This window comes from Legionella septentrionalis (assembly GCF_003989745.1).
GTDB lineage: Bacteria > Pseudomonadota > Gammaproteobacteria > Legionellales > Legionellaceae > Legionella_A > Legionella_A septentrionalis.
Genome location: NZ_RZGS01000030.1, coordinates 1 through 19748, shown reverse-complemented (window position 1 = coordinate 19748; position 19748 = coordinate 1). Strand labels below are relative to the sequence as shown.

The window sequence follows — 19748 nt, the reverse complement described above, 5'->3', positions numbered from 1 at the left end:
TTTACAAATTCAACAATTATTTGCCAATTATAGCTTTAGAGAGCAGAAGCCGACAATTTTCTCGGGTTAATTGCAGATAAAATGAAGTATTCTTTTCAGGAAAGGATGCCAGATGAGCATATAACTCATCCTTTTCATCCAAGCTTAATTGCTCGGCATGGAATGCCTGACATTGGACCAGAAATTTTAACCAATCGTCGCGAGCATCAAGACGTTGTTCGCTTAAATTTAGAAAAACCTGCTTTATATCAAGATGCGGCAAACATTTTGGAATGCTGCGTATTGCAATTTGCACATCGCTGACAAAATCAAATTGTATACCTACTTTCAGTAATGCCTGTTGCTGTATTGCCACTGCCTTCACCTGGGCAGACTGCAACGCAATGATAATCGGTACAAGCAATGGCCTATGCGGCAAAGGAAACCCTGCCTCCATTAAAAAAGCCAATTTTTGTTGGTATTGCAATTGTTTAATGTCCACAAGAAATGGCACATCTTTTATAAATATTAAGGTAAATTCATCATTTAAGGGCAGCCATGCGCTGGTGTTGTCTTTGCCTATAGGGGAGATGGAAAAATCTGCATGGGGCTCACGCAATTCTGTAAATTTGTTAGCAACAGGCGGTTTAATAAAATGATTTACAGCAATTTTTTCTTCCGGGATTAAAACTCGTTTGAGTTCAGTAGTAATGAAATCATGCACAGCTCTTGGCTGCTGAAAGCGCACTTCATGCTTGGTCGGATGCACATTGACATCAACTTGCTCGGCCGGCAATGCTAAATATAATACGCAAACAGGAAAGCGACCTGGATGTAATATCTCCTCATAGGCTTGCCTGATTGCATGCTGTACCAATTTATCTCTTACCATACGCTGGTTAATATAAAACCATTGCTTATCATTTTGGCTGCGCTGCAGATTCGGATTGCTAACCCAACCTTCAAGTGAAAATTGCCCCTGTTTCACATTGATGTAAATTGCATTTTCAAGAAATCCTTTGCCCAACAATTTTTTTATGCGTAATAATTTTGTATTTTCACAAGCCGCTGCAGCGAGTGCAAATATTTGTTTGTCGTTGTGTTTTAATGTCAAGGCGATATGCGGATTCCCCAAGGCAAACCGCTTGGCTACTTGTTCAATTGCCAGGAACTCATGACGTTCAGTTTTGAGGAATTTTTTGCGCACGGGCGCGTTAAAAAAAAGGTCCAATACTTCAACGGTCGTGCCGGGAGCACGCGCACAAGGCATTATATTTATAATAGAATTTTCAACTTGCAAATGCATGGCATGCGGTTGCAAAGCAGGTCGTGAATAAAGGTTTAACCGGGATACGGAGGCAATACTTGCCAAGGCTTCTCCGCGAAATCCCATGCTGGTTATGGCGTATAAATCTTCCAGTTTTGTAATTTTACTGGTTGCATGCGCCATAACAGCCAACGGTAAATCTTCAGCAAGGATTCCACAGCCATTATCACTGACTTTAATGCGGTTTAAACCACCGAAATCCACTTCAATGTGGATTGCATCAGCACCGGCATCCGTCGAGTTTTCCAATAATTCTTTTACTACAGATGCCGGGCGCTCCACCACTTCACCGGCAGCAATTTGATTGGCGATTTCAGGAGGAAGTTGATGGATACGGTAGCTCATCTTGCCGACACAATGAGTTTTTGTCCAACGCGGATGCTTTCACTGTTTAAGTGATTTAAAGCTTGCAAGCGGGCAGTGCTTAAATGATAGCGTGCAGCTATTTTAGATAATGATTCTCCACGCTGCACAATATGCCGCGTGGGAGCTGGGGCGCTCGCTCTGAAAGCAGCAACATTTGTTCTTTTCTGTGGAGGATGTTGCATGAAATATTGCTTAATGCCGCGAAAGATAGCTTGTGTCATCCGCGCCTGATAACGACTATTGGTCAAATTGCTCTCTTCACGGGGGTTGGAAATAAAACCTGTCTCGATCAAAATCGATGGGATGTCCGGGGATTTTAAAACCACAAAACGGGCTTGCTCGACTGCATTGTGATGTAAATTTGTAATATTGTCCAAGCTCCTTAGCACGCTAGCCCCCATCTGCAAACTTGCGGTAATCGTAGCAGTCTGCGAGAGATCGATTAAAACCGTTCTAACCAAGCCATTTTGATCATCCAAGCCGGATAAATTGACTCCTCCCAATTCTGAGTAGTTTTCTTTTTCAGCAAGCCACCGGGCAGCTTCACTCGTTGCTCCAGTTTGTGAAAGCGCAAACACCGAGGCGCCACTGGAATGTTGATTAATGAATGCATCTGCATGGATGGATATAAAAATATCAGCATTGTATTTGCGCGCAATGTTCAAACGCTCGCGTAATCCTACATAATAATCACCATCACGCGTAAGCACCGCTTTCATGCCTGGCTCGCGATCGATAATTTGTTTTAGCTTCTGGGCAATAGCCAGTACAACGTGTTTTTCAGCATGGCGATTTGGCCCGACAGCTCCGGGATCTTTACCACCATGACCAGGATCTAAAACCACCACAATGTCGCGAGATGATGCGCGCAGATTTTGCGTTACGCGCAAGGGAGGCGGTTTCTTGCCTGCAGGCATTGCCTTGCTGATATCCATTTTCAGTGGCGATGGTCTAACTAAAGTTCTTGGCGCGGCTTGTTTTTCGAGTTCTAAACGTAATTCACGTGCTGCCGGCAGTGAGCGCAAGCGAATAGGATTGCTGAGATCAAACACAATGCGAAGATTTTTTCTATCATCATAGCCGCTGCGTACCCGCGTTATTAACGGGTGTCCATGGATTAAATTTTGCAAATCTAGCGCATTGGCGGATTTACCTAAATCCACCACCAGACGTTCTGGGTTGGGCAAAATAAATACATGATGAATGTATGGATGATTAAATTTAAAATGGATTGCCGTAACATTTTTTTGTTCGCTAACTGCAAATGACGTCAATTCGGTCACCATGCCTGCCGGCCTTGGGTTTGCCTGGGCTGCCCATGAGAAACTAAACAAGGCGAGAAGCAAAAAGACAAACTCGAAATATGCAAAAGCGCGTTCAACAGTGCTCGGTATGTCTCTTGCGATTGACATTTGTATGGGAGCTGGTTGCATGCTCATGATTCACCTGCAAGGCAAGTCAAAATTTCAATACCCGCAGGACTAAAAGCATGAGCATGCATTTCTCGTCCTACGCCTTTCATCATTAAAGTAAAGCCAATATCTGCAAAATCAAGACAATGAACACGCTCTGGCCACTCGATACAACAAATTACATTATCTGCAAAATAATCGCGAAAACCAATGTATTCAAGTTCTGATTCATCGTGAATTCGATATAAATCAAAATGATGAATATGCATGTTAGGGAGTTGATAGCTTTCTACCAAAGAAAACGTCGGGCTTTTTATCGCTGCTTTTATGCCCAAACTTTGCAGCAGGGCGCGGATGAACGTGGTTTTCCCGGCACCGATTTCGCCACTGAATGTAAGAGTCAACGGTGCGTACAAACACGCAGCCAAGCGCTGGGCTGTGTATTTACTCGCGTCTTCATTTGCTAAATTAATTATTAAGTTCATCGAGAATTGATTAATTGACGTAAATAAGGCATCAAGTCACTTGCCAATAAACCACGCTCACCTTTTTCGTGAACGGCTCTATCGGCTGCATAAGCATGCAGCCATACCCCAAGCTTTGCCGCATCCTGCAGCGTCAACCCCTGGGCAATTAAACCACCAAGCACACCGCTTAACACATCGCCCATGCCAGCACTTGCCATGCCAGGGTTTCCGGCAGTACACAAATAAACTTTATCTGCACTGGTGCACACCACCGTACCCGCGCCCTTCAAAACGATTTGGCCGCCATATTGTTGCTGGATGTGTTCTGCTGCCTTTAAACGATTATTTTGAATCTCCGTGGCTGTACATGCTAATAAGGCAGCCGCTTCGCCAGGATGCGGCGTTAATATCCAATTATCATCGTACTGGGGATTTTGTGCGAGCATATGCAAAGCTGAAGCATCAATCACCAAAGGTAATTGGGCGGCTATAACCGTCGCAAACAAAGCTTTTGCCCAGGCATTATCTCCAAGGCCGGGTCCCACTATACAAATCGAAGCACGCGCCAGCAGAGGCATTAAGTCATTAGCATCTGCGACCCCGTAAATCATCGCTTCAGGTAAAAGCGGTAAAACCTTACCGGCATGCTCTGGCCATGTGGCCACCGTTACCATCCCTGCCCCAATTTTTAACGCAGCCAGGGCAGCCAAATACACGGCTCCCGGCATGCCTGGTCCGCCGCCAATTACAAGAACATGGCCAAACATACCTTTGTGTGAATTCCTTGGACGCGCAACGATACCGGTTAATAATTGTTTATCCAAGGCACAAATAGCGGGGATTTTCGCTAAACAAGGCTCTAATTTCAAGCTGTCGCAAATAATTTTTCCACAAAAATCAGGACCATTTAAAGTATAAAGACCAAATTTACGGGCAATAAACGTGACGGTGACTGTAGCCCGAACACAAGTTCCAAATATCCGTCCCGTATCGGCATCTAATCCTGATGGAACATCAATAGCTAAAACCGGCAAACCGCTGTCATTAATATGGTTTATGGCTTGTGCAATAGGCCCTTTTACCTCGCCTTGAACGCCTATACCCAATAACCCATCAACAATCAGTTCAATGTTATCCTCGATGGGATCTTCAATATATTGGCAAGGAATGCCAGCAGCAATTGCGGTCACAGCGGCATGCCGTGCGGCAGGTGGCAAATTTTCGATGGACTTATATTGATAAATAGTAACCGCTAATCCATGTTGACGGGCAAGATATGCTAAAACGTAAGCATCCCCGGCATTATTTCCTCCACCGCAAAATACAGCAATGGAGTGAACTTCACGGTAGAAGGTTTGCAATGCAGCAAATGCCGCTTGGCCGGCACGAGCCATCAACTCATCCTCAGTCAATCCCAGCTCATCAACGGCATTGCGTTCGCAAATACGAATATCCTTGATTAAATAAAATCCAGTTGCAGCCATGTGATTATGCTCCTGCCCAGAGGATTGCAGCAGTCGGTAAAAACAACTGCTGTAACATGCAGAATTATTTAACCAATTTTAACTTAGGTTTCCCAGTTCCCTTCTCGGAGTTGCTCGCAGGTGGAGGAGTTGTACCGCCTTCATCGTCTTCTGCAAACTCCATCCCCCTGCCATTTTCTTTTGCATAAATTGCCAGAACAGCGCTTGGTGGCAAACAAATTTGCGTAGCTATTCCAGAAAACCGGGCAGTAAATAAAATTTTATCGTTTTCCAGATGCAAACCACGACATGCTTTTGGAGATATGTTCAGCACAATACGGCCACCGTCTACATATTCCTGGGGCACTTGCACAGAAGCCGCATCCGCATTGACCAAAAGATATGGCGTCAAGTCATGATCGATAATCCAATCATAAATTGCCCGAATGAGGTAGGGTTTGTTGGAAGTCATTGTCGTCATTATGCTGCCCTTAGTTGCCTCTCTGCATCGGTAAGGCTGGTTTGAAACGAATCCTTCTTAAACAAGCGTTGCATGTAAGCATGCAAACCTTTGGCTTCAGCAGGAATATTTATACCCAATTGCGGCAAACGCCAAAGCAGCGGTGCCAAAGTGCAATCAAGCAAGGAAAATTCTTCACTGATGAAATAAGGTTTGTCTGCAAACACTGGTTCAAGATTTAATAAACTTTCAAGCAATAATCCACGAGCACCGTCTGCATCTTCATTCTTGTAGATGCGATGCAACAATGAAAACCAATCTTGCTCGATGCGGTGCATCATTTTACGCGTTTCTGCACGCGCTACCGGATAAACTGGTAGTAACGGCGGGTGCGGGAAGCGCTCGTCCAGATATTCCATAATAATCCGCGCTTCATACAATACTAATTCACGGTCGATTAAAGTAGGTACGGTACCGTAGGGATTTACTGCCAACAAATCGCCAGGCACCTCCCCTTGTTTGGCCGGCATGATTTCAACATTCACGCCTTTTTCGGCAAGTACAATTCTGACTTGATGACTGTAAACATCATCACTGTCAGAATACAAAGACATAATAGTACGCTTTGCAACAATAGCCATTCAAAACTCCTCATTATTCATTAGCACGGGCAGCAGCATTGGATCCTGAAATAATTAACCAGAATATTCATAACACGCGCCATTACTTATAATTCATTACCGAGATGAAACGGCCTGGGAATAAAGATAGACCGTTGTATTTCAGCTACAGATTCATCATCTGCCAGCAAAACTTAATTAAAATATTTAAACCAAAGGTCACTATTTTAGCATATTTTCATCATTCGTGCTGACTTTAGACATAATTAAGATAAATTAATGTATTTTACGCCAATATATTCTTTTTAACAGATAAGCTAAAACCGCAAGCATGCTTAAGAAAATAATTACAATAACTCCCAGTTGATAACGGATCAATTTGACCGGTTCACCGACATACACCAGAAAAGTAATCAAATCCTCCAGCGCACTGTCGAATTGTTGCTGTGTCATTTCTCCACTTTCCAACAATATCAAATTAAAGTTGTCAGGTTCTTGCGAAGCACCATGACGCCTCACTGCAATTACCTCGCCCTGCAATGGAGCCAAAACATTGGGCATTGCCACATCCTGAATGAGTAAGTTATTGGCGCCGAAAGGTCTTTTTTTGTCAATGTAAAAACTTTTCAAGTACGTATATAACCAGTTTGGCCCGCGTTCGCGAGCCGATAAAGACAGGTCAGGTGGCAATCTGCCAAACCACTGTCTGGCATCTTCTTCAGGCATGCTGATTTGAATCGGGTCGTATACGGTTGCTGCAGTAAAAATGAGATTGTTTTTTAATAAATCGCTGTCGATTTGACCATCAAATGTAGTCAAGCCCAAATCTTTTGCCATATGGTTATAACGCATGTGCCGCAATGCATGGCAGCCGGAACAATAATTCATAAACATTTTGGCTCCACGCTGCAATTTGGTTTTATCCCGCAAATCAATTTTTATGGATTTTAACTCCACTTCCGCCGCCGCTTGCACCGAGCTTGCCAGCACCAATGCCAGAAAATAAAAAATAGTTTTCCTCATATGCTTATCCTTTCTGGTAAGGGTTTGCAATTTTCACGGCGTGTATAAAAGGGCATCAGTAAAAAATATGCAAAATAAATAACCGTGCAAATCCGTGTCAACCATTGTTTTGCAGGCGTGATGTTCACTGTGCCCATATAGCCTAAAATAAAAAAGCTCATGACAAATAGGGCTAAAGCAACTTTTGAATAAATCCCCTTGTAGCGGGTTGAGCGAACAGGACTGCGATCAAGCCAGGGGACAAAAAATAAAATGACTATACTGGCTAGCATCACAATAACACCGAATAATTTATCCGGAATGCCTCGTAACATGGCATAAAAAGGTGTCATATACCAAACGGGGGCAATGTGCTCAGGGGTAGTTAATGGGTTGGCAGGGGCAAAGTTTGCATGTTCCAGGAAGTAACCTCCCATTTCGGGTGAGAAAAAAACAATAGCAAAAAAAAGAATGAAAAAAACCACAATGCCAAAAAAATCCTTTACCGTATAGTAAGGATGAAATGGGATGCCATCAAGCGGCCGTCCTTGCCCATCATGAAATTTCTTAATATCCACACCTAACGGGTTATTTGAACCCACTTTATGCAGCGCAACCAAATGTAAAAATACGAGCAAAAGCAACATGAGCGGAACACCAATCACATGCAAGGCAAAAAATCGTTGTAGCGTGGCATTAGCCACATTGTAATCCCCACGCAGCCACGTCATCACACTTTCACCGACAAAAGGTATGGCCCCGAAGAGAGAGGTGATAACTTGCGCCCCCCAATAAGACATTTGCCCCCACGGCAGCAAATATCCGAAAAAAGCCTCAGCCAAGAGTAAAACAAACAAAAAAACCCCTAAAATCCATACCAATTCACGGGGTTTTTGATGCGATCCGTACAGCAGACTGCGAAACATGTGCAAATAAACTACAATGAAAAAAGCGGATGCTCCCGTTGAATGCATGTAACGCAGTAACCACCCGTAATTTACATCGCGCATGATGTATTCGACCGAATTAAACGCATCAGCAGCCGTGGGTGTGTAAAACATCGTCAACCATAATCCGGTAATGAGCTGGTTGGCCAATACGACTATGGCTAATGAACCGAAAAAATAATAAAAATTAAAATTTTTTGGCGCATAATACTCACTCGCATGCTGCTTCCAAGTAGTCAGCAATGGAAAGCGATCGTCAAGCCACTTCAACAATCCGTTCATTGTTAATAATCCTATTTTTCGTCTTCGCCGATTATAATGGTATGGTCGTTGATAAAACGATAAGGAGGAACAGCCAAATTGATTGGCGCCGGCACACTCTTAAAGACCCGCCCCGCCAGATCAAAGCTGGAACCATGGCATGGGCAAAAAAAACCACCTGGCCAGTCGGGGCCTAATTCTTTTTCGTACGGCTTATATTTGGGAGAACAGCCAAGATGAGTGCATATGCCGATTAGCACCAAATATTCAGGCTTAATGGAACGATATTGATTGCGTGCATACTCAGGTTGCTGCTCAACTAAGGATTCTGGATCGCGCAAACGGGATTCGATATCGTTTAAATGCTTCAGCATTTCTTGGGTGCGACGGATAATCCAGACGGGCTTGCCCCGCCACTCGACAGTTGCTTGCTGTCCCGGTTCGAGTTTAGATAAATCGACTTCAACAGGGGCGCCCGCCGCTTGTGCTTTCGCACTTGGCATCCACGATGAAATAAATGGAGTAAGCGCGCAAACAGCTCCAACTCCCCCCAACACGCCGGTTGCTGTTAGCAAAAAACGCCTTCGTTGTTCATCGACAAGATCATCGTGGACTTCGGAATTTGAGCCGGGTTCAATTTCATGATTCACGCCACATCATCCTGATATGCAAAGATTAGTATTTTATATCAAAGAATTGCATGTTTGGAAACGACATAAATAAAAAACCCCGCATGATGCGGGGTTTTTTGCATAATTTTGCTTTAACGCTTGGAGTATTGGGTTGCACGTCTTGCTTTGTGTAAACCCACTTTTTTCCTTTCTACGCGACGAGGATCACGTGTGAGCAAACCACGAGCGCGGAGTTTTCTTCTAAATGAATCTGGATTTGGTTCAGAAGCTTCAGGCAGATCCTGTTCGTCATACTCGACCAGGGCTCGAGCAATACCTAAACGAATTGCACCAGCTTGACCAGAAATTCCGCCGCCGACAACGGTTGCATAAATGTCAAACTTATTTAGAACATCAACTGTTTCTAATGGTTGTCTTATAATCATGCATGCGGTTTCACGACCAAAATATTCTTCCAAAGCACGGTTATTGACTTTTATTTGACCTTTACCAGGGCGTAAAAAAACCCTTGCTACCGAGCTCTTTCTACGACCAGTGCCATAGTATTGCTGCATTTCAGCCATAATACTTATTCCTCAATCTCAAGTTTTTTAGGTTGCTGTGCAGCATGCGGATGCTCAGCACCTACGTAAATTTTTAACTTACGATACATTTCTCGGCCCAGTGGGTTTTTCGGAAGCATGCCTTTCACTGCGCGCTCAATGATTCGCTCAGGATTTGTTTCCTGTAATTTATCAAAAGAAACAGATTTTATACCACCAGGAAAACCAGAGTGGTGATAATACATTTTTTCTTTAAACTTACGGCCTGTTACCATCACTTTTTCTGCATTGGTAACAATGATGTAATCGCCGGTATCCACGTGAGGGGTATATTCGGCCTTATGTTTGCCACGTAAACGTCGTGCGATTTCAGTGGCAAGACGCCCCAACACTTGTTCGCTGGCATCGACCACATACCAATCACGCTTTACTTCATGTGGCTTGGCGCTAAATGTTTTCATTAACTAACTCCGTACCGCCTTAAAATAGTAATCTTCAATCTTGGACGGGCGATTTTAACCAAAACTGGATGAACCTACAAGTAGGAAAACAAAATTTATGACATAGTATTTTATTGAGATCGGATTTTTAACCTTGAGCCGGGAAATCTGAATCGATTAATAACCGCTGTACGACTTCTCCATTAATCAACTGACTGCTGATGATCTCATCTATGTCATCGGAAGAAGCGTAAGTATACCATACTCCTTCCGGATAAATCACTATGCAAGGCCCTAAACTGCAACGTCCCAAACATCCTGATTGGCTCACTCGGACCTTTCCCGGACCAAACAAGTCCAGGTCTTTTAATTTATCTTTTAAATAATCAAAATAATGCTCAGCGCCTGCATTTGCACAGCATTTTTTGCCGGGGGCTTTCTGATTAGTGCATATAAAAATATGTTTTGCATAAAAAGACAAAATCAAATCCTCGTGAAAATTAGGAAAGTTGGCGGCTTAGAATTTGGACAAGATAAATCTACTCAGCGTTCAGTTATTGCCGTGTTTCTATTTTGGTTTTTAATTTAAGCCCCGGCTTAAACGTAACGACCCGGCGTGCTTCAACCGGGATTTCTTGCCCAGTTTTTGGATTTCTGCCCGGCCGCTGGGGTTTGTCGCGTAAGGTAAAATTACCAAACCCGGACAATTTTACATGCTGGCCATTTTCCAAGGCATAGCGGAGCTCTTCAAAAAATTGCTCAACAATTTCCTTGGCATCCGGTTTGGCCAGTCCGATTTCACTACATAAGGCATCAGCAATAATGGCTTTACTCAAGGCATTCACGATTAGTCCCTCAATGTAATGGCAAACTTTTGATCCAGTGTTGTAATTATAGCATCGATTGCCGCATTGATCTCTGCATCGACCAGAGTGCGATTATCATCTTGCAAAATCAATGTGATAGCCAGGCTTTTTTTATCTGCAGGTATAGAACCGCCTTTATAAACGTCAAACACATCAAATGCCTTCAACCAACCTGGCTGCACCGTTTCCCGCACAATTTCTTCGATTTGTTGTGCCGTGATTTCCTCACTTACCAACAAAGACAGATCGCGTTTAATTTGTGGGTATTTGGAAATGGGCTTGTAGCGCCTATCTGTTTTTTCTAAAAAAGGAACAGCTGAGAGTTCAAATGCAAATACTTCACTGCTTAAATCCAAAGCATCCAACAATCGGGGGTGTAAGGCACCTAGCCAACCTGCTTTCTTGCCATTAAGAATAATCTGCGCAGATTGCCCTGGATGTAGGGCCGGATGTACAGCAGGTACAAATCGCACGTCTTGGATATGAAACGCTGCAAACAGCGCTTGTAAATCGCCTTTTACATCATAAAAATCGAATTTTCTGGACATTTCACTCCAGTTTTGTGTGCCATGCTCTCCTGCGGCTAATCCTGCCAAGCATAATTCTTCCTGTAAGTTTTCTTCATCCACTTTAAAAACCACGCCTGCTTCAAAAAGCCGAATGCTGGTTTGCTGGCGATGCGCATTATAAATCATCGACGCAAGCAACCCTGGCCACATTCCCGCACGCATTTGCGACAGCTCCTGCGAAATAGGATTTAACAATTGCATAGCGTGGGCCTGCGGGTAAATTGCTTCTTGCAGTTCCGGATCAACGAAACTGTAACTAATTGTTTCAAAATAGCCGCGGGATTTAAAAAAAACAGATGCCTGTGTTATAAATTGCTCTTCAGGATTTATTTCTCCTGCCGTAACGGTGCTTATCATCGGGTCTGCAATAATATTTTCATAACCGTGCAAACGAATAATTTCCTCAACCAAATCAACTTCATGCCGAATATCGAAGCGATGCGCAGGCACTTGTATCTCCCAGTTGGCTTCACTGCACATCACATTCATGCCCAGGTTTTGTAAAATCGTCTCCATTTCAGCCTGCGACACGTGCACACCACTCAAACGTTCGACTTTTTCCGGGTTAAACTGGATGACTACCGCTTGTGGGAGGAATTCCGTTTTATTGCAAACAGAAATCGGGCCTGCCTCACCGCCTGCAATTGCTTGCAATAATTCCGTAGCGCGTTCCAGTGCCAAGGTCTGGATGGTCGGATCCACACCCCGTTCAAAGCGCTGTGAAGAATCCGTACATAAGCCATAACGTCTGGCAACACCTGCAATAGTGGTCGGATTGAAAAAAGCGCTTTCCAAGAAAATATGAGTTGTTTCTGCTTGTACTGAACTGGCTTCGCCGCCCATTATCCCAGCAATTGCTAATGGTTTTTCTTGATCAGCAATGACCAAAACATCTTTCCCCAGGCGTACAGCTTGTCCATTTAGCAATTCCAACTCTTCGTTTTCCTCGCTGAAACGGACTTGAATATTTCCTGCAAGCGTTTGCAAATCAAATGCGTGCATGGGCTGCCCTAATTCCAGCATTACAAAATTGGTCACATCAACCACCGGATGCAATGGACGAATACCGCTGCGCCGTAAGCGCTCTTTCATCCACACAGGCGTAACCGCATGTGCACTAATCCCTGTAATCACCCGGCCGCAATATTGTGGGCACGCGTGTTCTGCTATTAAGTCTATTTTTACCATTGCATCGGTTTGCGGTTGTACTGATTTAACCGATACGGGTTTTAAGGTAAGCTTGGTTAACGCAGCCACTTCTCGCGCGATCCCTATTACGCTAAAACAATCGGCACGATTGGGAGTTAAATCAATGTCCAAGACATGATCGTGCAACGATAAATATTCGCGCACATCGATGCCTGGCGGTGCATCTTCTGGTAATTCCAAAATGCCATTTGAGCTTTCTTCCAATTTAAGCTCCGCTGCCGAACACAGCATTCCTTGAGAAATTTCACCGCGCAACTTCGTTTCTTTTATATGAAGACCCCCAGGCAAATGAGCTCCTGGTAGAGCCAATGCAACTTTAAGATTTGCTCGCACATTTGCAGCGCCGCACACCACTTTAAGCATGCCGTTTCCTGTGTTCACTTCGCACAGGGTTAATTTATCGGCTTGCGGGTGCGGTTTGGTTTCTACCACTTCCGCAACAATGACGTGGTCAAATTCGCCAGCCACAGGATTGCGTGCATCAACCTCCAATCCAGCCATGGTCAACTGAGCAGCCAACTGCTCCCCCGTCAAAGCGGGATTAACCCATTCACGCAACCACAATTCACTTACTTTCATGAAAATTCCTCAGATTCTGGCTAGATTAGAATTGCTTTAAGAAAGCCATGTCATTCTCAAACATCATGCGCAAGTCATCGATGCCGAAATACAGCATGGCCAAGCGATCCATGCCCATCCCGAAAGCCCATCCTTGATATTCATCAGGTGATATTTGCACCGCTTTAAGGACGTTGGGATGCACCATTCCGCAACCAAGGACTTCAAGCCAACCGGTATATTTACAGGAGCGGCATCCTTCTCCTGAACACTGTGTGCATTCAATATCAACTTCCGCAGAAGGCTCTGTAAATGGAAAATAAGAAGCTCGGAAACGTACCGCTAATTTACGCCCGAAAAAATGGGCAAAAAAATCTTGCAACAATCCTTTTAACCCAGCCAAGGTGGCTTGTTTGTCAATAAGCAATCCTTCCACTTGATGGAACATGGGAGTATGGGTCATGTCCGAATCGCAACGGTATACACGACCTGGAGCAATTAAGCGAAACGGTGGCTTGCGATTTTCCATCACATGGATTTGTACCGGGGAAGTATGGGTTCGCAGCAGGCGGCCATCACCAAAATAAAACGTATCGTGCATTGCACGCGCCGGATGATGTTCCGGAATATTTAATGCTTCAAAATTATAAAATTCGGTTTCAATTTCAGGGCCTGAGACAATATCAAAACCTAAGCGACTAAAGTAGTCATTAATGAATTGTTTGACTTGGGTGACTGGGTGCAGCGATCCGGATTGTTTTAAACGTCCCGGTAAAGTGACGTCTATTTTTTCTGCAGATAATTTTTGTTGCAGCAGTTCTTCTTTAAGTTGCAGCAATTTATGTTCTATGCGTGCGCTGATTTCACGCTTTGCTTCGTTAACCAATTGGCCTGCTTTAGGCTTTTCTGCGGCAGGCAATTGTGCCAATCCTTTTAACAGATCGGTTAATTTGCCTTTTTTACCTAGATAATCGACGCGAATAGTTTCCAGGTTGCTTATATCAGCAGCATTGTCGATGGCTGCAAACGCTTCTTGTTGTAACCTCGTGATGTCTTGCATAGTGAGCCTACAAGAAAAAGGAGGCCAAAGCCTCCTAGTTAGAATTTATGGTACATTAGGATGCAAGTGCTGCTTTGGCAAGCTCTGCAATGGCTGCGAAAGCTGTTTTATCGTGAACGGCCATATCTGCCAGTACCTTACGATCCAATTCGATTTCGGCTTTCTTCAAACCATCGATCAAACGGCTGTAGGATAAACCGCACTCTCTAGCTTGTGCATTAATACGGGTAATCCATAACGCACGAAACTGTCTTTTTCTTTGGCGGCGGTCACGATAAGCATATTGACCTGCCTTAATAACGGCTTGCTTGGCAACTCGATAAACCCGGCTGCGGGCACCGTAATAACCTTTGGCTTGGCTTAAAACTTTTTTATGACGAGCTTTTGCTGTCACTCCGCGTTTAACTCTTGGCATAATTCATTCTCCCCCTTAACTACCATGCAACATGCGCTCAGCAAGACGAGCATCACATGATTTTAAAGTGCCTGAAGCAACACGCAGATGACGTTTTTGCTTGGTTGATTTCTTAGTGAGGATATGGTTGCGGTACGCACCACGACGCTTCACTGCCCCACTTGCTGTTTTTCGGAAGCGTTTATGCGCTCCACGATGTGATTTTAATTTCGGCATAACAAATACTCCGCATTAATGATTTGTCTGAAGGCGGACACATTCGGCTATAAACTGCAGAATGTGAATTTCAGTCATGCTTGGTGAAGTGAATCATTCAGATTAACAGAAAGCACCCAGACAAATTTACAATTGCTACTTCGTTTTCTTTGGGGACAACACCATCATCAACTGGCGACCTTCGCGTTTGGCTTGCTGCTCAACTACTGCGAACTCAGCCGTATCCTGCTGCAAACGCTCGATAATTTTCATGCCAATATCTTGGTGCGCTACTTCACGTCCACGAAAACGCAGCGTGATTTTGACTTTATCCCCGTGATTAAGGAAACGTATCAGGTTGCGTAGCTTGACCTGATAATCCCCTTCTTCCGTCGTGGGACGGAATTTCAGCTCTTTGACTTGAATTTGCTTTTGCTTTTTTCGAGCTTCTGCTTGCTTCTTGCTTATTTCAAAGAGAAATTTACCATAATCCATAATCCGGCATACAGGTGGCTTGGCCGTTGGTGAAATTTCTACCAAATCCAAACCACTTTCCTCTGCAGCACGCAAAGCTTCCCGTGTTGATACTATCCCCGCCTGGTTGCCATCTACATCAATTAAGCGTACTTCAGGTACATTGATCTGTTCATTAATTCGCGCGCGATCGCCGTCACGCTTAGTTGATGCACTAATGGTCAACCCTCCTCAACGTTAGTTTGCACAACACTCTTTGCATTAATTTCCTGCTGCAGAGTACTATAAATATCATCGATTGTCATTGTGCCCAAATCCCGACCATCGCGACTGCGCACAGTAACCAAATTATTTTCTACCTCTTTATCACCAATAATGAGCAAATAAGGTATCTTTTGCAAAGTATGCTCGCGAATTTTAAAGCCAATTTTCTCATTTCTCAAGTCAAAATTGGCACGAACCCCTTTATTTTGTAAAAATTGCTTCACTTTTGCAGCATATTCATGCTGCTTTTCGCTGATGGTCAACACTGAAACTTGCATCGGTGCAAGCCATAATGGCAAATTACCAGCATAATGTTCAATTAAAATCCCCATGAACCGCTCAAACGATCCCAGGATAGCACGATGCAGCATAACGGGAGTTTGTTTGCTATTGTCTTCTGCCACAAATTGCGCCCCCAGGCGCTCTGGCATGGAAAAATCCACCTGAATGGTACCACACTGCCAAATACGGCCCAGGCAATCCGTGAGCGAGCACTCGATTTTTGGCCCATAAAATGCCCCTTCGCCATGCGCATCTTGCCACTCAATGCCCCGGCTCCTCATGGCTTGTTGCAAAGCGGCTTCTGCCTTGTCCCAGACAGCATCTGCACCTACGCGCTTTTCAGGGCGTAATGCCAAGCGATAAATGATATTGCTAAAGCCAAAATCAGCATATACCGATTGCACAAGTTCGAGCATCATGGCTACTTCAGATTGAATTTGATCCTCAGTACAAAAAATATGCGCGTCATCTTGTACCATATTGCGTACACGCATTAGCCCATGCAATGCGCCTGAAGGTTCGCAACGGTGACAATTACCAAATTCGGCTAGACGCAAAGGTAAATCACGGTAACTTTTAAGCCCTTGATTATAGACTTGAATATGGCAAGGGCAATTCATTGGTTTCACCGCATAAAGCCGGTTTTCGGTTTCGGTAATAAACATTTCATCGCGGAAATTATCCCAATGCCCTGATTTCTCCCATAGGGAACGGTCAACTAATTGTGGGGTTTTAATTTCTTCATAACCGAAATCCTTGAGCCGACCGCGCATGTATTCTTCAAGGATCCTATAAATAGTCCATCCTTTCGCATGCCAAAACACCATGCCGGGCGCAATGTCCTGAAAATGAAATAAATCCAATGCCTTGCCTAATTTTCGATGATCGCGTTTTTCCGCTTCTTCCAAACGATGCAAGTAAGCATCCAGCGATTTTTTGTCGGCCCAAGCAGTACCATAGATGCGCTGCAGCATTTCATTGCGAGCATCACCTCGCCAATAAGCCCCTGCCAGCTTGGTCAATTTAAATGCCTTTAAAAAACCAGTTGCCGGAACATGCGGCCCGCGGCATAAATCTTCAAAATCACCCTGACGATACAAAGAAATGGTTTGGTTTTCCGGAATTTCAGCAATAATTTTCGCCTTATATTCTTCTCCCAATCCTTTGAAATAGTTTATCGCTTCATCCCGCGGTAATTCACGCCGGGTTACAGGATAATTGGCTTTCGCCAACTCTTTCATTTTATTTTCGATGGCTTCTAAATCTTCTGGGGTAAAAGGACGCGCATAGGCAAAATCATAATAAAATCCATCTGCAACCACAGGACCGATGGTTACTTGAGCTGTTGGAAACAATAACTTTACGGCTTGAGCCAATAAATGCGCCGTGGAATGCCGAATAACCTCAAGGCTTTCCAGATCTTTCTCGGTCAGAATAATCAACGAGCAATCTTGCGTGAGAGGGTAGCTAACATCAACCATACACCCGTCCACCTTTCCGGCAATGGCTGCTCTTGCCAATCCAGGACTAATGCTGGCTGCGACGTCTAAAACAGTTAAAGGGTTTTCAAAATGTTTAACGCTTCCGTCAGGCAATTTAATATTGGGCATCTTGTTCCCTCTTGATTCGCAATGAAAATAAGCTTGTTAGCTTACAAGCTTAATGTAAGAGATCCAACAAAAAAAAACCCTGCATAGCAGGGTTAACTTGGTAGGCACGAGTGGGATCGAACCACCGACCACCACCATGTCAAGGTGGTGCTCTACCACTGAGCTACGTGCCTATAATTCATTCTACAATAGTAATTGTTGGCTATTATATCAAGGTACTTATGCAAAGCAAACTCTTTTGTAGATTAATCTCATTAATCCTTACCATTGTGGAAATGATTTATTTGTGTAAATGCGAGTTTGAGCGCATCATGGTCCAACTCGGTTTTTACAAGTCGCCCATGTAAATCCTCCAGGCGGAAAAATCCTAGCGGATGGGTAATGGCAACCAAGCCTTGCAGTGGGGAAAATACAGCAGTCTTGGCATAGCTTCCTAATAAAATAATTTCTCGTGGCTCGGCAGAATTGAGGTTTTTCCCCAAGCTGTAATCGTGCAGCGGATTTTTAACTTTTAATATCTCCTGCAAAAGAGTTGGCACGAAATCGTAGTGGCTGGTCACGTGCTGATAGTCAACACGTTCATGCTGCCTGGGCCAATGAACTACCATGGGGACATGAGTTTGCGCTGCAGTAAAATTACTGTTATGCCCCCAGTAGCCTAAACCATTGTCATCAAATTCTTCGCCGTGATCGGAAGTAAATACGATCAAGGTGTTATCCAAAGAATTTTGCCGGCTTAACTCGGACAAAATTTCTTTGACCAAGCCATCTATAAAATACAATGCGTTGTAATATTGATTACGATACTGCAATTGGGCTTTTTTATTATGCAAGCTTAAATGGCTAACTCGGGCGGCAGGCTTAAATGGCGGATTGAATGCTTCATCCGGATAAGTGTAGGAATGTGCGCTGTCATAAAAAATGAAAGCAAAATAAGGCTTTTTATTCGCACTGGATTTTCTCATGAATTCTTTAAGGCGTTGTGTAGCTGCCTTATCACGCTCAGCGCTATTATTTCCGGGAGTATTGGGTTCAAATTCGCGCACATTCACAAAAGCCGTGCGATGAAATGGCGGCGATATAGCCGATGCGCTGGGGAAAACACCGACTTCATAACCTTGCCGATAAAGCATATTGAATAATACGGGACCTATTCCGGCTTGATAAAACGCATCAAAATCACCCGGATTGACACTATAAAAAAGGCTGAATAATCCGGCGCGGGTGCAATTGCCGCCACTATAATGCTGGGTATAATGGCTGGCACGCTCACTGAATGCTGCGATGTTTGGAGTATATTGTTCATTTAACCCATCATAGCGCCATGCATCAATGGCAATGACTAAGATGTTGGGTTTTCCTGCCATTTCCTGGGTTTGCAAAGGCTGCAACGGATATTGCAGCCGTGCGGAAGGCATTGTTAATTGCGCTTGTCTATTATTAACGTCAAGCAAATGATAACGGGCAAAAAATCGTTTTGCTGTTATACCAAAAAAACCAGGTGACAATTCCGTGGGCAATAATATTCTGGGTTCATAAACCGCATCTGCCCAAGCATAAGCACTTTGCGTTAAGATAATAAAAGTCATTACCGCGACTTGGGTAAAAATTGCAAACCGCTGTACATTCGCCTGCACGTTTCGAGCGATTTTATATAATGCTATTTGCAGCATAAAAATTAATGCAAACACAGCGCTTAAACTTAAGTATTCACTCATGGTGAGGGCAAATATTTGTCCCCGAGCCGGACTCAGCATCATGGCAAGCAAAGTCATATTAATGTGGGTACGGAAATAAAGGTAAGTAAATGCATCCAGAACCAGGCAAAATAAACCCGTGACTGCAAAACTTAAGGCAAGCTTCGCCGCACTTAGCCTTTTAAAGCTTGCCCAATATAACAAATACGGTGCGGCAAACAGCAGCAACCAAGAAATCAAACCGGCATGGCCCAGGCTTAACAGGATAAAATAAAGCAAAGATACGGTATCTTGCGCTAAGGATTTATCACCATACGCCAAAAAAAGAATGCAAAACAAAGGATAATTGAACAGCCAAAATAAAATTAATTGCCGCTGCCTGGCCATAAGATTTTTCATGAAGTTACCAATCGAAAACAAGCGCTATCACCGCAAGAACGCATTTACAAGCATAATTTTTATCCATTGTAAAACAGTTACCCTTTTTTGCGCAATTTTATGGCAGCGTTTTAGGTTCTGTCGACATTTATCTTAACCAAAGGGCGGTTGCAGCAATATAAATGAACGATAAAAAAGATTGAGCAAGTTTATCATATCGTGTTGCCACTCTTCTAAAATGTTTGAGTTTATT

20 protein-coding genes, 1 tRNA gene and 1 pseudogene are annotated in these 19748 nt (G+C 43.8%); all 22 read right to left on the bottom strand.

Going from position 1 to position 19748, the window contains the following annotated elements; all coding sequences use genetic code 11:
• Nucleotides 1-16 precede the first annotated feature (16 nt).
• The gene (gene mutL, locus ELY11_RS12415; protein ID WP_126953352.1) at nucleotides 17-1651 is read right to left on the bottom strand and encodes a DNA mismatch repair endonuclease MutL; all 1635 of its coding nucleotides are present in this window, start codon (nucleotides 1649-1651) and stop codon (nucleotides 17-19) included.
• Nucleotides 1648-3111: an N-acetylmuramoyl-L-alanine amidase gene (locus tag ELY11_RS09535; protein WP_233579793.1), complete on the bottom strand. Its 1464-nt coding sequence runs from the start codon at nucleotides 3109-3111 to the stop codon at nucleotides 1648-1650. The genes mutL and ELY11_RS09535 overlap by 4 nt, the downstream gene beginning before the upstream one ends.
• Nucleotides 3108-3569, bottom strand: a complete 462-nt coding sequence (gene tsaE, locus ELY11_RS09530) for a tRNA (adenosine(37)-N6)-threonylcarbamoyltransferase complex ATPase subunit type 1 TsaE (protein ID WP_127033262.1) — start codon at nucleotides 3567-3569, stop codon at nucleotides 3108-3110. The genes ELY11_RS09535 and tsaE overlap by 4 nt, the downstream gene beginning before the upstream one ends.
• The gene (locus ELY11_RS09525) at nucleotides 3566-5035 is read right to left on the bottom strand and encodes an NAD(P)H-hydrate dehydratase (protein WP_127033260.1); all 1470 of its coding nucleotides are present in this window, start codon (nucleotides 5033-5035) and stop codon (nucleotides 3566-3568) included. The genes tsaE and ELY11_RS09525 overlap by 4 nt, the downstream gene beginning before the upstream one ends.
• Before the next feature lie 64 nt (nucleotides 5036-5099).
• A complete protein-coding gene (locus ELY11_RS09520; RefSeq protein ID WP_126953455.1) occupies nucleotides 5100-5486 on the bottom strand; it encodes a ClpXP protease specificity-enhancing factor in 387 nt (128 codons plus the stop codon).
• 8 nt (nucleotides 5487-5494) lie between these two features.
• Complete coding sequence (gene sspA, locus ELY11_RS09515) at nucleotides 5495-6115, bottom strand: stringent starvation protein SspA (protein WP_126953355.1); 621 nt, start codon at nucleotides 6113-6115, stop codon at nucleotides 5495-5497.
• A gap of 255 nt (nucleotides 6116-6370) precedes the next feature.
• Complete coding sequence (locus ELY11_RS09510; protein ID WP_126953356.1) at nucleotides 6371-7117, bottom strand: cytochrome c1; 747 nt, start codon at nucleotides 7115-7117, stop codon at nucleotides 6371-6373.
• Nucleotides 7114-8325, bottom strand: coding sequence for a cytochrome b (locus tag ELY11_RS09505; protein ID WP_127033258.1), 1212 nt, complete (start codon nucleotides 8323-8325; stop codon nucleotides 7114-7116). The genes ELY11_RS09510 and ELY11_RS09505 overlap by 4 nt, the downstream gene beginning before the upstream one ends.
• Nucleotides 8326-8336: 11 nt before the next feature.
• Complete coding sequence (gene petA / locus ELY11_RS09500) at nucleotides 8337-8954, bottom strand: ubiquinol-cytochrome c reductase iron-sulfur subunit (protein ID WP_233579791.1); 618 nt, start codon at nucleotides 8952-8954, stop codon at nucleotides 8337-8339.
• Between the two features lie 113 nt (nucleotides 8955-9067).
• Nucleotides 9068-9499 carry a 30S ribosomal protein S9 gene (gene rpsI, locus ELY11_RS09495; RefSeq protein WP_126953358.1) on the bottom strand — a complete coding sequence of 144 codons (432 nt, stop codon included), beginning with the start codon at nucleotides 9497-9499 and terminating at the stop codon, nucleotides 9068-9070.
• A 5-nt stretch (nucleotides 9500-9504) separates the two neighbouring features.
• Nucleotides 9505-9939 (bottom strand): 50S ribosomal protein L13, encoded by a 435-nt coding sequence (rplM, locus tag ELY11_RS09490; RefSeq protein ID WP_126953359.1) that lies wholly within the window; start codon nucleotides 9937-9939, stop codon nucleotides 9505-9507.
• A gap of 127 nt (nucleotides 9940-10066) precedes the next feature.
• Complete coding sequence (locus ELY11_RS09485) at nucleotides 10067-10402, bottom strand: (2Fe-2S) ferredoxin domain-containing protein (RefSeq protein WP_199737825.1); 336 nt, start codon at nucleotides 10400-10402, stop codon at nucleotides 10067-10069.
• A gap of 70 nt (nucleotides 10403-10472) precedes the next feature.
• Complete coding sequence (locus tag ELY11_RS09480) at nucleotides 10473-10763, bottom strand: integration host factor subunit alpha (RefSeq protein ID WP_126953361.1); 291 nt, start codon at nucleotides 10761-10763, stop codon at nucleotides 10473-10475.
• A gap of 2 nt (nucleotides 10764-10765) precedes the next feature.
• Nucleotides 10766-13141, bottom strand: coding sequence for a phenylalanine--tRNA ligase subunit beta (gene pheT, locus ELY11_RS09475; protein WP_127033254.1), 2376 nt, complete (start codon nucleotides 13139-13141; stop codon nucleotides 10766-10768).
• Nucleotides 13142-13166: 25 nt separating this feature from the next.
• A complete protein-coding gene (gene pheS, locus ELY11_RS09470; RefSeq protein ID WP_127033252.1) occupies nucleotides 13167-14180 on the bottom strand; it encodes a phenylalanine--tRNA ligase subunit alpha in 1014 nt (337 codons plus the stop codon).
• Between the two features lie 55 nt (nucleotides 14181-14235).
• On the bottom strand, nucleotides 14236-14595 hold the full coding sequence (rplT, locus tag ELY11_RS09465) for a 50S ribosomal protein L20 (RefSeq protein ID WP_126953364.1): 360 nt from the start codon (nucleotides 14593-14595) through the stop codon (nucleotides 14236-14238).
• A gap of 15 nt (nucleotides 14596-14610) precedes the next feature.
• Nucleotides 14611-14811, bottom strand: a complete 201-nt coding sequence (gene rpmI / locus ELY11_RS09460; RefSeq protein WP_126953365.1) for a 50S ribosomal protein L35 — start codon at nucleotides 14809-14811, stop codon at nucleotides 14611-14613.
• Between the two features lie 135 nt (nucleotides 14812-14946).
• A complete protein-coding gene (gene infC / locus ELY11_RS09455) occupies nucleotides 14947-15483 on the bottom strand; it encodes a translation initiation factor IF-3 (RefSeq protein WP_126953457.1) in 537 nt (178 codons plus the stop codon).
• 2 nt (nucleotides 15484-15485) lie between these two features.
• A complete protein-coding gene (gene thrS, locus ELY11_RS09450; RefSeq protein ID WP_126953366.1) occupies nucleotides 15486-17420 on the bottom strand; it encodes a threonine--tRNA ligase in 1935 nt (644 codons plus the stop codon).
• A gap of 98 nt (nucleotides 17421-17518) precedes the next feature.
• Nucleotides 17519-17593 (bottom strand) — tRNA-Val (locus ELY11_RS09445).
• Nucleotides 17594-17674: 81 nt separating this feature from the next.
• Nucleotides 17675-19516 (bottom strand): sulfatase-like hydrolase/transferase, encoded by a 1842-nt coding sequence (locus ELY11_RS09440; protein WP_127033250.1) that lies wholly within the window; start codon nucleotides 19514-19516, stop codon nucleotides 17675-17677.
• A 127-nt stretch (nucleotides 19517-19643) separates the two neighbouring features.
• Nucleotides 19644-19748 (bottom strand): annotated as a pseudogene (locus ELY11_RS09435) (IS5/IS1182 family transposase); the annotation flags it as partial.

Excerpts from the sequence above, each read along its gene's own strand:
- mutL (WP_126953352.1), bottom strand. The coding sequence starts at position 1,651 with ATGAGCTACCGTATCCATCAACTTCCTCCTGAAATCGCCAATCAAATT.
- ELY11_RS09535 (WP_233579793.1), bottom strand. The coding sequence starts at position 3,111 with ATGAGCATGCAACCAGCTCCCATACAAATGTCAATCGCAAGAGACATA.
- tsaE (WP_127033262.1), bottom strand. The coding sequence starts at position 3,569 with ATGAACTTAATAATTAATTTAGCAAATGAAGACGCGAGTAAATACACA.
- ELY11_RS09525 (WP_127033260.1), bottom strand. The coding sequence starts at position 5,035 with ATGGCTGCAACTGGATTTTATTTAATCAAGGATATTCGTATTTGCGAA.
- ELY11_RS09520 (WP_126953455.1), bottom strand. The coding sequence starts at position 5,486 with ATGACTTCCAACAAACCCTACCTCATTCGGGCAATTTATGATTGGATT.
- sspA (WP_126953355.1), bottom strand. The coding sequence starts at position 6,115 with ATGGCTATTGTTGCAAAGCGTACTATTATGTCTTTGTATTCTGACAGT.
- ELY11_RS09510 (WP_126953356.1), bottom strand. The coding sequence starts at position 7,117 with ATGAGGAAAACTATTTTTTATTTTCTGGCATTGGTGCTGGCAAGCTCG.
- ELY11_RS09505 (WP_127033258.1), bottom strand. The coding sequence starts at position 8,325 with ATGAACGGATTGTTGAAGTGGCTTGACGATCGCTTTCCATTGCTGACT.
- rpsI (WP_126953358.1), bottom strand. The coding sequence starts at position 9,499 with ATGGCTGAAATGCAGCAATACTATGGCACTGGTCGTAGAAAGAGCTCG.
- rplM (WP_126953359.1), bottom strand. The coding sequence starts at position 9,939 with ATGAAAACATTTAGCGCCAAGCCACATGAAGTAAAGCGTGATTGGTAT.
- pheT (WP_127033254.1), bottom strand. The coding sequence starts at position 13,141 with ATGAAAGTAAGTGAATTGTGGTTGCGTGAATGGGTTAATCCCGCTTTG.
- pheS (WP_127033252.1), bottom strand. The coding sequence starts at position 14,180 with ATGCAAGACATCACGAGGTTACAACAAGAAGCGTTTGCAGCCATCGAC.
- rplT (WP_126953364.1), bottom strand. The coding sequence starts at position 14,595 with ATGCCAAGAGTTAAACGCGGAGTGACAGCAAAAGCTCGTCATAAAAAA.
- rpmI (WP_126953365.1), bottom strand. The coding sequence starts at position 14,811 with ATGCCGAAATTAAAATCACATCGTGGAGCGCATAAACGCTTCCGAAAA.
- thrS (WP_126953366.1), bottom strand. The coding sequence starts at position 17,420 with ATGCCCAATATTAAATTGCCTGACGGAAGCGTTAAACATTTTGAAAAC.
- ELY11_RS09440 (WP_127033250.1), bottom strand. The coding sequence starts at position 19,516 with ATGAAAAATCTTATGGCCAGGCAGCGGCAATTAATTTTATTTTGGCTG.